The organism is Serratia sp. TSO36 (assembly GCF_057808395.1).
In genome coordinates this window covers 263582-278096 of sequence record NZ_JBJZOU010000021.1, presented here as the reverse complement: position 1 = coordinate 278096, position 14515 = coordinate 263582, and the positions used below count along the sequence as shown (strand labels likewise).

General features: G+C 62.2%; 13 protein-coding genes. 2 read left to right on the top strand and 11 right to left on the bottom strand.

The genetic code is table 11. The annotated features are described in order from the left end of the window. Positions 1–86: 86 nt before the first annotated feature. The 8 genes from ACK3CV_RS18805 to ACK3CV_RS18770 all read right to left on the bottom strand — a co-directional run bounded on the left by ACK3CV_RS18805 (position 87) and on the right by ACK3CV_RS18770 (position 9984). Positions 87–1418 carry an MFS transporter gene (locus ACK3CV_RS18805; RefSeq protein WP_033654553.1) on the bottom strand — a complete coding sequence of 444 codons (1332 nt, stop codon included), beginning with the start codon at positions 1416–1418 and terminating at the stop codon, positions 87–89. Next, on the bottom strand, positions 1399–2904 hold the full coding sequence (locus tag ACK3CV_RS18800; protein WP_164038104.1) for a mannitol dehydrogenase family protein: 1506 nt from the start codon (positions 2902–2904) through the stop codon (positions 1399–1401). The genes ACK3CV_RS18805 and ACK3CV_RS18800 overlap by 20 nt, the downstream gene beginning before the upstream one ends. Positions 2905–2956: 52 nt before the next feature. Beyond that, positions 2957–4246 carry an MFS transporter gene (locus ACK3CV_RS18795; protein WP_049194884.1) on the bottom strand — a complete coding sequence of 430 codons (1290 nt, stop codon included), beginning with the start codon at positions 4244–4246 and terminating at the stop codon, positions 2957–2959. Positions 4247–4337: 91 nt separating this feature from the next. Beyond that, positions 4338–5354 (bottom strand): Zn-dependent oxidoreductase, encoded by a 1017-nt coding sequence (locus tag ACK3CV_RS18790; protein WP_080353485.1) that lies wholly within the window; start codon positions 5352–5354, stop codon positions 4338–4340. Positions 5355–5359: 5 nt separating this feature from the next. Beyond that, entirely contained in the window at positions 5360–6574 is a 1215-nt protein-coding gene (gene manD, locus ACK3CV_RS18785) for a D-mannonate dehydratase ManD (protein WP_164038108.1), read from the bottom strand. Positions 6575–6740: 166 nt separating this feature from the next. Further along, a complete protein-coding gene (yegS, locus tag ACK3CV_RS18780; RefSeq protein ID WP_033635546.1) occupies positions 6741–7646 on the bottom strand; it encodes a lipid kinase YegS in 906 nt (301 codons plus the stop codon). A gap of 466 nt (positions 7647–8112) precedes the next feature. Then, entirely contained in the window at positions 8113–9465 is a 1353-nt protein-coding gene (gene trhP, locus ACK3CV_RS18775; protein WP_033635545.1) for a prephenate-dependent tRNA uridine(34) hydroxylase TrhP, read from the bottom strand. 180 nt (positions 9466–9645) lie between these two features. Continuing rightward, positions 9646–9984 (bottom strand): YegP family protein, encoded by a 339-nt coding sequence (locus tag ACK3CV_RS18770; RefSeq protein ID WP_164038110.1) that lies wholly within the window; start codon positions 9982–9984, stop codon positions 9646–9648. A 339-nt stretch (positions 9985–10323) separates the two neighbouring features. Here ACK3CV_RS18770 and ACK3CV_RS18765 point away from each other — a divergent pair, with 339 nt between their 5' ends. Together ACK3CV_RS18765 and ACK3CV_RS18760 are read left to right on the top strand one after the other, a co-directional pair. Then, a complete protein-coding gene (locus tag ACK3CV_RS18765; RefSeq protein WP_004941563.1) occupies positions 10324–10587 on the top strand; it encodes an antitoxin in 264 nt (87 codons plus the stop codon). A 3-nt stretch (positions 10588–10590) separates the two neighbouring features. Beyond that, positions 10591–10980 carry a type II toxin-antitoxin system VapC family toxin gene (locus ACK3CV_RS18760; protein WP_041036282.1) on the top strand — a complete coding sequence of 130 codons (390 nt, stop codon included), beginning with the start codon at positions 10591–10593 and terminating at the stop codon, positions 10978–10980. A gap of 7 nt (positions 10981–10987) precedes the next feature. Here ACK3CV_RS18760 and baeR read toward each other — a convergent pair whose 3' ends face one another. From baeR to mdtD, 3 genes are read right to left on the bottom strand one after another with little or no spacing between them, the layout of a single operon-like run. Further along, the gene (gene baeR, locus ACK3CV_RS18755) at positions 10988–11704 is read right to left on the bottom strand and encodes an envelope stress response regulator BaeR (protein WP_086580299.1); all 717 of its coding nucleotides are present in this window, start codon (positions 11702–11704) and stop codon (positions 10988–10990) included. Then, a complete protein-coding gene (gene baeS, locus ACK3CV_RS18750; protein WP_164038113.1) occupies positions 11704–13086 on the bottom strand; it encodes an envelope stress sensor histidine kinase BaeS in 1383 nt (460 codons plus the stop codon). The genes baeR and baeS overlap by 1 nt, the downstream gene beginning before the upstream one ends. Then, complete coding sequence (gene mdtD / locus ACK3CV_RS18745) at positions 13083–14513, bottom strand: multidrug transporter subunit MdtD (RefSeq protein ID WP_164038116.1); 1431 nt, start codon at positions 14511–14513, stop codon at positions 13083–13085. Before mdtD ends, baeS begins: the two co-directional genes overlap by 4 nt. Positions 14514–14515: the final 2 nt, after the last annotated feature.

Genomic DNA, 14515 nt, shown 5'->3' with positions numbered 1-14515 from the left:
GCATCTGGCTGGAATTCGAATGCCACCATACTAGCAGATTATTGGTTGAGGGCGGGGGGATAAATCCACCCGCCGGGCAGGGTAACTCAGTGATGCCAATCCTGATATTCCTGCTTGCGCCGCCCTGGCGCGGTTTCCGGCATCAGGCTCAGGCCGATGGCCGACACCACGCCCAGCACCATCATGTAACCCGCCAGCCCGTAGTAGTGGCCGCCGGTCACCTGCAGGATCTTCACCGCCAACAGCCCGAGAATGCCGCTGCCGATCAGCGAGCCGATCTGCCAGATCAGCGCGATGCCGCTGCAGCGCACGCGGGTGGGGAACAGCTCCGGGAAGTAGGAGGCCTGCGGCGCGTAGCACATACTGTGGCCGAAGGTCAGCACCACGATCATGGCGATCTGCGTCACCCAGAAATTATCGAGGTTGATCGCCATAAAGAACGGCACGATGCACGCCACCTGCAGCAGCGCGCCGGCGATGTATACCGGTTTTCGCCCAACCCGATCGGAGAGGCGGCCCATCAGCGGAATGGCGAAAATCTCCAGCAGCACCGCCACGATCATCGCCTCCAGCAGAATGCTTTCGTTGAGATGATTGGCCTTGCCATAGGCCAGCACGATCACCGTGAACATGGCGAAGGCGCAGGCTTCAATCAGCTTGGCGCACACCCCTTTGCCGATAAGGCCGGGATAGCGGCGGGCTACTTCCACCACCGGCCGGCTCTCCACCGCCTTGGTGGCACGGATCTGGGTAAACACCGGCGACTCGTCGATCTTCAGGCGAATAAACAGCCCGACGATCACCAGCAGCAGGCTGAGCAGGAACGGAATGCGCCAGCCCCAGTCCAGCATCTGCGCCGGCGACAGCACGGCGGTCAGCAGCGCGAACAGCCCCGATGGCAGCAGGAAACCGGCGGGCGCGCCGATCTGTACCCAGCTGGCGTAGAAGCCGCGCCGCGGCGGCGGCGCGTATTCGGCGGTCATCAGCACCGCGCCGGCCTGTTCGCCGCCGACGCCGAAGCCCTGCAGCACGCGGATAAAGATCAGCGCGAGCGGCGCCCAGATGCCGATCTGCTCATAGGTGGGCAGCAGGCCGATGCAGAAGGTGCCGAGGCCGACGATCAGGATGGTGATCACCAGCGCCTTCTTGCGGCCGACCTTGTCGCCGATGTGGCCGAACACGATGCCGCCCAGCGGGCGCGCCAGGAAACCGACCGCGTAGGTGGCGAAGGCCGCCAGCGTGCTGATCAGCGGATCGGCGCTGGGGAAAAACAGCTGGCCGAAGAACAGCACCGCGGCGGTGCCGTAGGCGAAGAAATCATAATACTCGGCGGCGGTGCCGATGGCCGAAGCGCTGGCGACGCGCCGCAGCAGCGGTTGATTGCCGGTATTGACGGCGTTATGCGTGGTGACGGTCATCGGAAACCTCCCGGTCGGTAAGCGGCAGAGCGGCGACGGCGGCTTTGGTCCCCAGGCTCAGCAGTTGATGATAAGCGTGGCTGACGGCGCGGACGAAGTCAGGCGAGTCGGGCAGATCCTGGCCGAAGACGCTGTCGAGCTGCAGCAGCGCCAGGACGCGGGGCCGGCCTTCCTCGCTGCCGGCGACCAACGCGGCGATGGGGTCGCGCAGCGGATCGTTGATGTCGATCGGCGCGCCTTGCTCATCGCGGCCGCCGACGTAGCGCATCCAGCCGGCGACGCCCAGCGCCAGGCAGTCGAAGCGGCTGCCATGCGCCAGATGCCAGCGGATCGCGTCCAGCAGCCGCTGCGGCAGCTTTTGCGTGCCGTCCACGGCGATTTGCGCGGTGCGGTGCTTCAGCGCGCGGTTGCGGAAACGCCGCAGCAGCGAGTCGGCATACTGCGCCAAATCGACGTTCGGCACCTGCAGGGTCGGTGCCTGTTCCGCCAGCATCAGGTGACGGGCGGCGCGGACAAAATCCGCATCCTGCATGCAGTCGCCGATGTGCTGATAACCGGCCAAATAGCCGAGGTAGGCGAGGAACGAATGGCTGCCGTTCAGCATGCGCAGCTTCATCTCCTCGTACGGCAGCACGTCGCTCACCAGCTCGGCGCCGACCTTTTCCCAGGCCGGGCGCCCCTGGGGAAAGCGATCCTCAATGACCCACTGGCTGAACGGCTCGCAGGCCACGCCGACCTCATCCTCGACGCCGCCCAGGCAGGCAAACAGCTGCCCGCGGGCTTCCTGCGTCATCGCCGGCACGATGCGATCCACCATGGTGGAAGGGAAGGCGACCGCTTGACGCACCCAGTCGGCCAGCGCCGGATCCTGCCGCTGCGCCAGGTCGAGCAGCACCTGGCGCGTGACCCGGCCGTTGGCCGGCATATTGTCGCAGGACATCACGGCGAACGGCGGCAGCCCGCGTTCGCGGCGCAGGCGCAGCGCCGCCAGCAGCAGCCCCGGCGCCGACTGTGGCCGTGCCGGGTGGGCGATATCATGCGCGATCGCCGGGTGTTCCGTCATCAGCCGGCCGCTGGCGGGCTGGTGGCAATAGCCCTTTTCGCTGATGGTCAGCGAGACGATGGCGATCTCAGGCTGCGTCAGGGCCGCCAGCACCGCCGCCAGCCCGTCGGTTTGCAGGTGCAGCGCCTGGCGCACCACGCCGATGACCCGGCCCCGCAAGCCGTCGTCGTCCATCTCTGCCACCGAGAACAGCAGATCCTGTTGCTGCAGGTCGGCGATCTTTTGCTGGCCGTGCTGCATGCTGATTTCGCAGTAGCCCCAGTCGCTGCCGTGCTCGCTGGCCAGCCTGTCGGCGTACATCGCCTGGTGCGCGCGGTGAAACGCGCCGAAGCCGATATGCACCATGCGCGGTTTCACGCGCTCACGTGCGTAGCCGGGCCGGAGAACGGCGGCCGGCAGCGCGCTGTGATCGGAAAGTCTCATGTTCAATGTCCCTGGAGAGGTAAGCAAAGGGGCGAAGCCGCCCCGCCTGGCGTTAGGGTTTTAAGATTTGCACGCCCGCCGTCGCGCGCGGCGCCTTGATCACCAGCAGCACCAGCAGCGCGCCCAGCGCGGCGACGCCGCCCGCCAGCATAAAGGCGCTGTCGAATTTGCCGGTGTTCTGCACGATGTAGCCAGTGACGATCGGCCCGATGATGCCGGAGACGCTGCCGATCAAATGAATGAATCCGCTGGCGCCGCCGACCCGGGATTTATGCACCACGTCCTGGATGATCGCCCAGTAGAGAGCGCCGGTGATGTAAAGGAAGAAGATTGACACCGACATCAGCATCACCGCCGGCACCACGCTGCTGACGGTGCCCGCCAGCGCCACGCACACCGCCGCCGCCAGCAGGCTGGTGACCAGCACGATCTTGCGCGACAGCAGCAATTTGCCGGTGATGTTGAAGATCTTGTCGGAAATATAGCCGCCGAGCGCCAGCCCGACGAAGCCGACGATCCACGGGATCATCGTGGTCAGGCTCATCTCTTTGATGTTCAGGTTGTGCGCCTGTACCAGATACGAGGGGAACCAGCTCAGGAAGAAGAACAGAATGTAGTTGTAGCAGAAGAAGGCGAAGGCGGTGACCAGAATGATCGGCTGCTTCAGGTAGTAACCCAGCCCGTGCGCGGCGTCGCTCAGCGCGCTTTCCTCGCCGAGGTTTTCCTGTTTCAGCCGCGCGATCAGCGCCCGTTCTTCGGCGCTGACGCGCTGGCTTTTCGCCGGGTTATCCGCCACTACGAAGAACCACACCAGCATCCAGACGATGCCGATGGCGCAGATGATCATAAACGCCGGTCGCCAGCCGAACGCCAGCGCCAGATAGCCGACGATCGGCCCGGCCACCGCGCCGCCCAAAGGCGAACCGGCGCTGAGCAGGCCCATGGCGGTCGCCGCCTGCTTCTTCGGGAACCAGCCGTTGATCATCTTGTTGGCCGAGGCGCAGATCGGCCCTTCGGCCATGCCGAACAGGACGCGCAGGATCAGCATCGAGTAAAAACCGGTGGCGATCGCCGTCATGCCGCAGAAGATAGACCACAGACCGACCGCCACGCCCAGCACCAGCGTCGGGCCGAAACGATCGACAGCCAGCCCGCCGACGAAGTTGAAGATGGCGTAGCCGAAGAAGAAGCTGCCGAAGATCAGGCCGAACTGTTCGGCGTTCAGCATCAGATCCTGTTCGATCATTGGCACGGTGATCGACAGCGCCACGCGATCGAGGTAGTTGATCATGTAGACCATGAACAGCAGGAACACGATGGTCCAACGCAGGTTTTTAAACATAAAGCGCTCCACTGGGTGTCGTTTTAATCGTGATGCTTCGTTGTTTGCACGGGCGGCGGGTACCGCCCAGTGCCCCGATGCTGCCTTGGCGTTACTCGAACTGCAGCAGCACCTTGCAGCAGGTGCGCTGATCCCGCTCGAACATCAGCATCGCCCGTTCGACGTCGGCGGCGGGCACGCAGTGGGTGAGCAGCCGCTGCGGCTCTAGCTTGCCGTCCGCCATCCAGCCGATCACCTGCGGGAAGCGCGCGCTGTTCAGGCGCGAGGAGAAGATCGACAGCTCCTTGCTGGTGATGCTCTGCTGGGTCAGCGTGCAGGCGTCGCCGGAAAAGCCCATGATGCCGATGCGCGCCGCCGGCGAGGCCAGATTGATCGCCTCCGGCAAAATGGCGGGGTGGCAGGCGGCATCGACGATCAGCGTCGGCTGAATGCCGCGCTGCTGCAGCATCTGCGGCAATGCGGCCTCGGCGTTGTTGAACGTCTCGTCGGCGCCGTTGGCGCGCGCCATGTCCAGCCGTTCGGCGATGCGATCGACGACCCACACCTGCTTGACGCCGTACACGCCTTTCAGCGTCTGGATCACCGTGAGCCCCATCGGCCCGGCGCCGTAGATCAGCGCGATGTCGTCGGGGCGCGGTTGCAGATGGGCGGTAATGTTGGCGGCGATGCTGAAGGGTTCGATCATTGCGGCGTGGCGATCGCTGATGGCGAGCGGAATCGGATAGGCGTTGCGCGCCGGCACGCAGGCGTAGTCGCTGAAGCCGCCGTCGCGGTGCACGCCGATCACCTGCAGCGAGGTGCAGACGTTGGGGCGGCCGACCGAACAGGGATAGCAGTGGCCGCAGCTCACCACCGGATCTACCGAGACGCGTTCGCCGAGGCGCGCTGGATCGACGCCTTTGCCCAGCGCATCGATCAGGCCGAAGAACTCGTGGCCGATCACCCGCGGATAGCGGGCGAACGGGTTATGGCCGTGATAGATATGGACGTCGGAGCCGCAGATGCCGGCGAATTTCACCTTGACCCGCACCTCGCCGGCCGCCGGCTGCGGCAGCGCGCGCGTCTGCAGCGCCAGGCGCCCGGGCTGTTCGATCACGACGCTGCGCATGGTGTTTACCAGTTCCATAAGGTGCCATCCTCCAGACGCGCGACCGGCAGGTAGGCCGGTTCATACGGGTAACGGGCCGCCAGCTTCTCATCGAACTCGATGCCGATGCCCGGCTTGTCGCCCGGATGCATATAGCCGTCGTCGAACGTCCAACTGTGCGGGAACACCTCGAGCATTTGCTCGGAATAGCCCATGTATTCCTGCACGCCGAAATTCGGCACCCACAGATCGAAATGCAGCGCCGCCGCCATGCAGATCGGCGACAGATCGGAAGGGCCGTGGGAGCCGGTGCGCACCTGATACAGCGAGGCGAAGTCGGCGATGCGCCGCATGCCGGTAATGCCACCCGCGTGCGTCAGGGTGGTGCGGATGTAGTCGATCAGCTGTTCTTCGATCAGCTGTTTGCAGTCCCAGATGCTGTTGAACACCTCGCCGACGGCGATCGGCGTGACGGTATGCTGGCGGATCAGGCGGAAACAGGCCTGATTTTCCGCCGGCGTCGGATCTTCCATCCAGAACAGGCGATACGGTTCGGCGCTTTTGCCGAAGCGCGCCGCTTCGATCGGCGTCAGGCGGTGGTGCATGTCGTGTAGCAGATGTTCGTTGAAGCCGAACCTGTTGCGCACCGCGTCGAACAGTTTGGGGGTGAAATCGAGGTATTTTTCCGTCGACCACAGCTGCTCTTCCGGCCAGTCGCCCTTGGTGGCCGGCTCATAGGCCTGGCCTTTGCCCTTGGCCATGCCGTAGGTGGTTTTCATACCCGGCACGCCGCATTGAACGCGGATCGCCTTGAAGCCTTGTTCTTTATGTTTGGCGTAGTCGTCGAGCACCTCGTCGATCGAGTGGCCGGTGGTGTGGCAATACACCATCACACCCGAGCGCGAGGCGCCGCCCAACAGCTGATACAGCGGCATGTTGGCGGCCTTGGCCTTGATGTCCCACAGCGCCATGTCGACAGCGGAAATGGCCGACATGGTCACCGGGCCGCGCCGCCAGTAAGCGCCTTTGTAGAAGAATTGCCAGAGGTCTTCGATCCGCTGCGCGTCGCGGCCGATCAGCTGCGGGCAGAGGTGATCTTTCAGGTAAGAGGCCACCGGCAATTCGCGGCCATTTAGCGTGGCGTCACCGAGGCCGATGATGCCGTCATCGGTGGTGATTTTCAGCGTGACAAAATTGCGCCCCGGGCAGGTGACGAACACCTCGGCGTTGATGATTTTCATAACCTTCACATCCTGTAGCTGCGGAGAGATAGCGCGAAAATACGTCATGAACTAACTACCATACAAGTATGATTTTATGAATTTGCCGGAGAGGATCACATTTGATCGCGAGCGGAAGCGGGTAAACGGGGGAAGAAACGGGGCGCAGCGGCTGCGCCCGACAAGGTCAGCCCAGCAGGGCGCAGTTAGGCGGCAGGCGGCATTCGATGGCCTGCGGCAGCACTTCGATGCGGAAATGGCGACCCTTGAGCGGTTCGCCGTCGAGGTTGAAGGTCATCTCATGCGGCGCGTCGATCTCGAGCCACGGCAGCGCCGCGCTGAGGATGCTGTTGCTCTCTTCGTCGTTGAACAGGGCGGCGACCAGCGCCGGCAGCAGCTCATCGGCGATCAGCAGGCGCAACTGCAGCAGGCCGTCGTTGATCAGCGCGCTGGGGCACAGCTCCTGGCCGCCGCCAGCCTGCTTGCCGTTGCCGATGCCGATCACCAGCGCCTCGCCGGCCCAGCGGAAGTCCGGCCCGCGGATTTCACAGCGGTCGGCCTGCAGCGTATCCATGCGCAGCAAGCCGTGCACGAAGTAGGACACGCCGCCGAGAGCCGCCTTCAGCTTCTCCGGCGTTTCGGTGGTGATGCGGGTGCCGAAGCCGCCGGTGGCCATATTGATGAAGTAACGCTCGCCGTTGACCTTCGCCAGATCGATCGGCACCGAGCGGCCCTTGATCGCCAACTGCAGCGCCTGTTCCGGCGACGGGGGGATGTTGCAGGCCATGGCGAAGTCGTTGGCGGTGCCGAGCGGCAGGATGCCCAGCGCCGGCCGGTTGTGCGCCGGCAGTTGCACCAGCGCGGCGGCCACTTCGTTGATGGTGCCGTCACCGCCGCCGGCGACGACGGTGCCGACGCCGAGCTGCGTGGCTTCCGCGACATAGCGCGCGGCGTCGCCGTGCTCCCAGGTCACGCGCACGTGCAGCGTGATTTGCTCTGCGCGCAGGCGTTTGACCGCCTGACGCAGCTCTTCGTTACCGGCGCCTTTGCCGTTGATGATAAGCAGGGCGGGCGCATGTGAGTGTTGAGGCATTGCCGATCTCCTCCGGCGGAAAACCAAGAATGCCTCAAGATAAACCAGCCGCCGCCACCAGGCCATCAGAATATTCAGCTAATTCTGGTTATTTCCCGGCGTTCAGTGAATAAGAAACAAGGCGAATTTATCTGAATTTTACCCGGAAATAAGCCAGGTTTTAAAGACGAGAGGATTAATCGCTGTAGCGTTATTTATATATCGAGGCGACGTGATTATTATTATTAAAACGGATAACGGGAATAAGTTATGGAAATCGGCGCGGCGAAAAAAATAGGCGCCCCCATAAAGAAAAAGCCAGCCCAAGGGAGATTGGGCCGGCTAAGGAGGTGGTTCCTAGTATTGCTATGCAAATATTTTCGTTGTTCGTTTTAAGCAGCGTGATAGTAACCAAGCTGCGCGCACATTGATGTGATCCAATTCTAATATTTGCTAAAAATCGCCGCCGAATGACGGCGATTCATTTTTATGCCCCGGCGCTATTTTCTTCCGCCAAATTGCGGATCAGCAACGCATAATTGAGATCGATATCCTGCGGGATCGGCAAATAAACGATATGGCCGTTGCCCGGCGCCACCTCAATCGGCTCGCCTTTCTTATTTTGCATGCTCTCGAGGGTGAACACCACGTTGCCGCCCGGCGTCATCATCTCGACGCTGTCGCCGAGCGCGAACTTATTCTTCACGTCGACTTCCGCCCAGCCATCGCGGCGCACGCCGGTGAATTCGCCGACGAACTGCTGGCGCTCGGAGAGCGAGGAGCCGTAGTCGTAATTCTGCTGCGCTTCGTGCACGTGGCGGCGCAGGAAGCCTTCGGTGTAGCCACGGTGCGCCAGGCCTTCCAACGTGGTGAGCAGGGTCGGATCGAAGGGTTTGCCGGCGGCCGCGTCGTCGATGGCGCGGCGGTAGACCTGGGCGGTGCGGGCGCAGTAGTAGAAGGATTTGGTGCGGCCTTCGATCTTCAGCGAGTGCACGCCGAGCTGCGTCAGACGCTCCACGTGCTGGATGGCGCGCAGATCCTTGGAGTTCATGATATAGGTGCCGTGTTCATCTTCGAAGGCGCTCATATATTCGCCTGGCTTTTGCGCTTCAGACAGCATGAACACCTTGTCGGTCGGCGCGCCGATGCCCAACGTCGGCTCGACGGTTTGCACCGGGATCGGCTCGTGCAGGTGCACGATATTGCCGGTGTCGTCCTCTTTGCCTTCCTCCGCTTTGTACTGCCAGCGGCAGGCGTTGGTGCAGGTGCCCTGGTTGGGATCGCGCTTGTTGATGTAGCCGGACAGCAGGCAGCGGCCGGAGTAGGCCATGCACAGCGCGCCGTGGACGAAGATCTCCAGCTCCATGTCCGGCACTTCGGCGCGGATCTCGGCGATCTCTTCCAGTGACAGTTCGCGCGAGAGGATCACGCGGGTCAGGCCCATTTGCTGCCAGAACTTCACCGTCGCCCAGTTAACGGCGTTGGCCTGCACCGACAGGTGGATGTCCATCTGCGGGAAGGCTTCGCGCACCATCATGATAAGGCCGGGATCGGACATGATCAGCGCATCTGGGCCCATATCGATAACCGGCTTCAGATCGCGCAGGAAGGTTTTCAGCTTGGCGTTGTGCGGGGCGATGTTTACCACCACGTAGAATTTTTTGCCCAGCGCATGGGCTTCATTGATGCCCTGCGCCAGATTCTCGTGGTTGAACTCGTTGTTGCGCACCCGCAGGCTGTAGCGCGGCTGGCCGGCGTAAACCGCATCGGCGCCGTACGCGAAGGCGTAACGCATGTTTTTCAGCGTTCCGGCCGGGGAGAGAAGTTCCGGTGTAAACATAGTGTGTCTCGGTCTGATTTCAGGTCAGCACCACGCCACCTGATGGCGCAGTAAAAGCGGGGAATTGTAGCCGCAGCGCGGCAAGAAATCAGCAGTTAACCGGATTTATTCAGGGGAGATTGATCTTGGTCAAACGGAAAATGCGCGGCGGCGGGCCACCGCGCGGGAGAAAGGGAAAGATCAGGCGCTCAAATCGCGGATATCGGTGGTCGGGCCGTTTTTTATCACCGATTGGATACCGTTTTTGGCGGCGCTTTCGGAGCTGTACATTTCGCTGACGCCGATCACCTGATGGTTCTTTGCCTTCAGCACAAAATAGGGCTGATTGCTGGTGCTGTGCTTCAGTTCGTACTGCGCTTCGTGCGGTGAATTGGTCTGCACCGAAGCGATGCCGTTCTCCGCCGAGGCTTTGCTGGCGTACATTTCGCTGGCCAGAATGCTCTCGCCGTTACTGGCTTTCAGGTTGAAGTGGTACTGCCCGTTCTTTGCTTTTTTCAGCTCATAATGACCGATTGCCATGGTTCTTCTCCTGTAGGTTCCGATTCGTGATGTAAGTGTAGCCAATCGCTTGAAAATCGGCGGCTAAACCTCACAGCAGCTTAGTCGAAAAAATGCGCAGTTTTTTTGCGCCGGCGCGGAGTTTTCATTCGGTGAACCTGGCGCCGCACGGGAAGCTAAGGGAAGGCACGGTGATTGCGCAGTGCGCCGCATAACAAGGGGGACAGGGTTTCACCCCGTGAGATTGTGCGTTACGGTTTGGCCGTTTCGTCAATATGGATGAAAAATGAGCGATACATCTTGGCATCGACACGCTACAGGCATATGCTTTGGCCTATGCCTGCTGTGGAGGTTGTCGAGATGGAAAGAATCGCAAAGCTGTTTAAAAACGGCAGAAATCAGGCGGTGAGGTTACCGGTGGAATTTGAATTTGATACGGATCGTGTCTATATCCGTCGCGATCGGGAGGGCAACGTGATTTTATCCAAATATCCGGCAAAGCCGGACAGCTGGGCACCGCTGCTGAGCATTATCGCCCAAACGCCGGTGCCGCAAGAGTTTCTTGGCGCGGAAGATCGTCAGCAAGGGGTTGCAGACCGCGATCCATTCTCAGAGGAAGAGTAGGCGATGTACATGTTTGATACCAACACCGTCAGCCACTTGTTTCGACAGCATCCGCAGGTGCTTAACGTCATGGAAAAGCTTCCGCCTTCTGCCGTATGTATTTCCAGCGTCACGGAGGCGGAACTGCTTTACGGTGTGGCTAAACGGCGGAACAAGGCGTTGCAAAGCATGGTCGAGGCCTTTCTTGCCGCGGTGACGGTCTATGCATGGGATAGCGAGGCCGCCCGCTGCTACGGTGAAATGCGCGCGAACATGGAGAAAAAGGGCAAAATCATGGGCGCGCTGGATCAACTGATCGCCGCTCACGCGCAGAGCCGTGGCGCGACGCTGGTGACCAACGATCGCGCATTCGCCATGGTGCCCGGGTTGGCGGTTGAAGACTGGACGCGCTGATTTCCCCCTAAACCCCATTCACCAGCCGGCAGGGCTCGGCTTCCCAGCGGTAGCCCACGCCGTATACCGAGCGGATAAAGGATTTTTCCCCGTCGATCAGTTCCAGCTTGCGGCGCAGGTTTTTGATGTGGCTGTCGATGGTGCGGTCGGTGACCACCCGGTAGTCGTCGTACAGGTTGTTCAGCAGTTGCTCGCGTGAAAAGACGTTGCCCGGCTGGCTGGCCAGCGTTTTCAGCAGGCGGAATTCCGCCGGTGTCAGATCCAGCAACTGCCCCTGATAGCTGGCCTGGAAACGCGGTTCATCGATGTGCAGCAGGTCATCTTCCCGCGCGTTCTCCTGCGGCCGATAGCTGCGGCGCAGGATGGTTTTCACCCGCGCCACCACTTCGCGCGGGCTGTAGGGTTTGCAGATGTAATCGTCGGCGCCGATCTCCAGCCCCAACAGACGGTCGATCTCTTCGATTTTCGCCGTCACCATCACGATCGGAACGTCGCTGAAGCGGCGCAGCTCGCGGCACACCGTCAGCCCGTCGGCGCCCGGCAGCATCAGGTCGAGCAAGATCAGCGCCGGCGGATGCTGGTGCACGGTCGGCACCACTTCGTTGCCGTTGGTCAGCCAGCGGGTGGCGTAGCCCGCCGCCTGCAGATAATCCACCAGCAGCTGGCCCAGCTTGGGCTCATCTTCAACAATCATGATCTGCACGGGGTGATTCTGAATGTCCATCAGGGCGCCTTATTTTTTATCGGGGTAGCAAATTCTACTGTAATGCGCACGCCGCCTAAAGGCGAATGCTCGGCGCGGATTTTCCCGTCGTGCGCTTCCACGATGTTGTGGCAGATCGCCAGCCCCAGCCCGGAACCGCCGCTGGCGCGGTTGCGTGAACCTTCCGCCCGGTAGAAACGTTCGAAAATGCGCGTCAGTTGCTGATCGCTGATGCCCGGCGCGCTGTCCTGCCAGTAGAGGAGCAGCCGCCCCGGCTGCTGCTCGGCGCCGATCTCCAGCCGGCCGCCGGCGTCGGTGTAACGCAGGCTGTTTTCCAGCAGGTTATTGAACAGCTGGTTCAGGCGATCGGGATCGCCGAACAGCGGCGCCTGGGGCGGCAGATGGGTGACGATCTCCAGCCCTTTGGCGCGGAAGCGTTCGCGAAAGGCGGCGACGGCGATCTGCAGCAGGTGCACGCAGTCCACCGACGATTTGCGATAGGCCAGCGCGCCGAGATCGGAGAGCGACAGCTGGTGCAGGTCGTCGACCAGTTTGGTCAAGGTGGATACCTCGGCCTGCAGCGAGCTGAGCGACGCCGGCGTCGGCTGGCGCACGCCGTCCTGCAGCGCTTCCAGTTCGCCGCGCAGCACCGCCAGCGGCGTGCGCAGCTCGTGCGATACGTCGGCCATAAAGGCGCGGCGCATCTGCTCGTTTTTTTCCAACGAGGTGGCCAGCTGGTTGAAGTCGTGCGCCAGCCGGCCCAGTTCATCCTGGCTGCTGACCGCCACGCGGGTGGTGAAATCGCCCGCCGCCAGGCGGTGGGTGCCCGCCACCAGACGCTTGACCGGGGCCAGCATGCCGCGCGACAGCAGCCAGGTCACCGCCGCCGCCAGCAGGGTGGAGAGCGCGACGATAATCCAACTGGTGCGCCGCTGCTGGCGATCGAAGTTGATGTCGGTATTGCGCGTCAGGCGCTCGACCGGGGTGGTGAGCACCCAGCCGACGATCTGGTTGTTGTAGCGGATCGGGTGGCGCGGCCCCTCTTTCGGCAAGGGGCCAGAATGCCCGACTAAACGATTGAACTGGCTGTCCACCACCCAAAACTGGGTGCGCCAGCCCTTGGGCGGCAGATTGTGGCTGCTGTCGCTGTTCTGCTCGAACGAGCGCATGATTTGGTAGACCACCTGATCGTTGTTGCGCAGGAATATCCAGTTGCCATGGTGGCTGTACTGTTCCTCCAGCGCTTCGCTCAGCATGTTGATGCGTTGCTCGTTGCTGCTCTTGATGTAATCGATAAAGCCGCGCTCAAAGCTGACGCGCACCCCCCAATGCATGGTGATCAGCACCAGCATGCAGGTAGCGAAAATGGCCAGGAACAGTTTCCCGGTAATGCCTATCCTCATTGCAACCTCGTTGAGCCGGTACCCGGCTCTTTGGTCAGCGTGCGGTTGGGCGCGCTATCGGTCGGCACGCGCGCGAAGGCCAGCGCGGGCAGAGCGATAATCAACGCCATACAGCAGTAGCTGTAAATAAATGCGCTGTGAATGGCCGGGCTATCGGCCACCACCTGATGATGGGCGAAGCTGCCGATCAAGATGCCGGCGACGCTGACGCCAAGGCTCATCGACAGCTGCATGACCATCGACAACAGGCTGTTGCCGCTGCTGGCCAGCCGGTCCGGCAGATCTTTCAGCGTCAGGGTGTTCATCGCCGAGAAGCGCAGCGAGTTGACCATCCCCTGGAAGAACAGCACCACCGGTAGCAGCCACAGCCAGCCGAGCATCGCCGCCAGCAGGAAGCTCAGGCTGACCAGCGCCAGCAGCAGCGTGGCGGCCACCAGCACGTTACGGTAGCCGAAGCGGTTGACCACCTGCACCACGATGCGCTTCATGCCCATGCTGCCGATGATCATCGGGATCATCATCAGCCCGGCGTGGAACGGCGTGAAGCCCATGCCGACCTGCAGAAACAGCGGCGTCATGAACGGCAGCATGCCGCTGCCGATGCGCCCCAGCAGGCTGGCCAGCAGCCCGATCTTGTAAGTCGGGGTGCGCAGCAGCCGCAGCGAGAACAGGGCGCGGCTATTGCCGTAGGCATGCCAAACATACCCCAACAGCGCCGCTACGCCCAGCGCCACCAGGCCGGCGATGGCGCCGCCGGACAGCCCCATGCCCTTGTGGCCGTCGAGCGCCAGCGTCAGCGACGCCATGCCGATCGCCAGCAGGATAAAGCCGCTGAGATCGAAGCGGCGGGTCTGCATTTGATAGTTGGGCATCAGCAACAGCGTGGCGATGGCGCCAACGATGCCCACCGGAATGTTGATCAGGAAAATCCAATGCCAGCTGGCGTATTGCACCAGAAAGCCACCCAGCGCCGGCCCCATCAGCGGGCCGATTTGCCCCGGCAGCGTCACGAAGGTCATCGCCGCCATGTACTGCTCGCGCGGCACGATCTTCATCACCGTCAGGCGCCCGACCGGCACCATCATCGCGCCGCCGATGCCCTGAAGCACGCGCGAGGCGATCAGCTCGTTCAGGGTTTCCGAACGGGCGCAAAGGAGGGAGCCGAGGGTGAACAGCAGGATGGCGCTGAAAAACACCCGCTGTACGCCGATCTTGTCCGCCAGCCAGCCGCTGGCCGGCAGCGTCACCGCCACCGTCAGCACATAGGAGACGATCACCGACTGCATGCGCAGCGGGTTCTCCCCCAGGCTGGCGGCCATCGAGGGCAGGGCGGTGTTGACGATAGTGGTATCCAGCGTCTGCATAAAGAAGCCGAATGCCACTATCCAGAGTTGCCAGCGTACCGTGGCGGCGTGTTTCATCAGCATCG

Excerpts from the sequence above, each read along its gene's own strand:
- ACK3CV_RS18805 (WP_033654553.1), bottom strand. The coding sequence starts at position 1,418 with ATGACCGTCACCACGCATAACGCCGTCAATACCGGCAATCAACCGCTG.
- ACK3CV_RS18800 (WP_164038104.1), bottom strand. The coding sequence starts at position 2,904 with ATGAGACTTTCCGATCACAGCGCGCTGCCGGCCGCCGTTCTCCGGCCC.
- ACK3CV_RS18795 (WP_049194884.1), bottom strand. The coding sequence starts at position 4,246 with ATGTTTAAAAACCTGCGTTGGACCATCGTGTTCCTGCTGTTCATGGTC.
- ACK3CV_RS18790 (WP_080353485.1), bottom strand. The coding sequence starts at position 5,354 with ATGCGCAGCGTCGTGATCGAACAGCCCGGGCGCCTGGCGCTGCAGACG.
- manD (WP_164038108.1), bottom strand. The coding sequence starts at position 6,574 with ATGAAAATCATCAACGCCGAGGTGTTCGTCACCTGCCCGGGGCGCAAT.
- yegS (WP_033635546.1), bottom strand. The coding sequence starts at position 7,646 with ATGCCTCAACACTCACATGCGCCCGCCCTGCTTATCATCAACGGCAAA.
- trhP (WP_033635545.1), bottom strand. The coding sequence starts at position 9,465 with ATGTTTACACCGGAACTTCTCTCCCCGGCCGGAACGCTGAAAAACATG.
- ACK3CV_RS18770 (WP_164038110.1), bottom strand. The coding sequence starts at position 9,984 with ATGGCAATCGGTCATTATGAGCTGAAAAAAGCAAAGAACGGGCAGTAC.
- ACK3CV_RS18765 (WP_004941563.1), top strand. The coding sequence starts at position 10,324 with ATGGAAAGAATCGCAAAGCTGTTTAAAAACGGCAGAAATCAGGCGGTG.
- ACK3CV_RS18760 (WP_041036282.1), top strand. The coding sequence starts at position 10,591 with ATGTACATGTTTGATACCAACACCGTCAGCCACTTGTTTCGACAGCAT.
- baeR (WP_086580299.1), bottom strand. The coding sequence starts at position 11,704 with ATGGACATTCAGAATCACCCCGTGCAGATCATGATTGTTGAAGATGAG.
- baeS (WP_164038113.1), bottom strand. The coding sequence starts at position 13,086 with ATGAGGATAGGCATTACCGGGAAACTGTTCCTGGCCATTTTCGCTACC.
- mdtD (WP_164038116.1), bottom strand. The coding sequence starts at position 14,513 with ATGCTGATGAAACACGCCGCCACGGTACGCTGGCAACTCTGGATAGTG.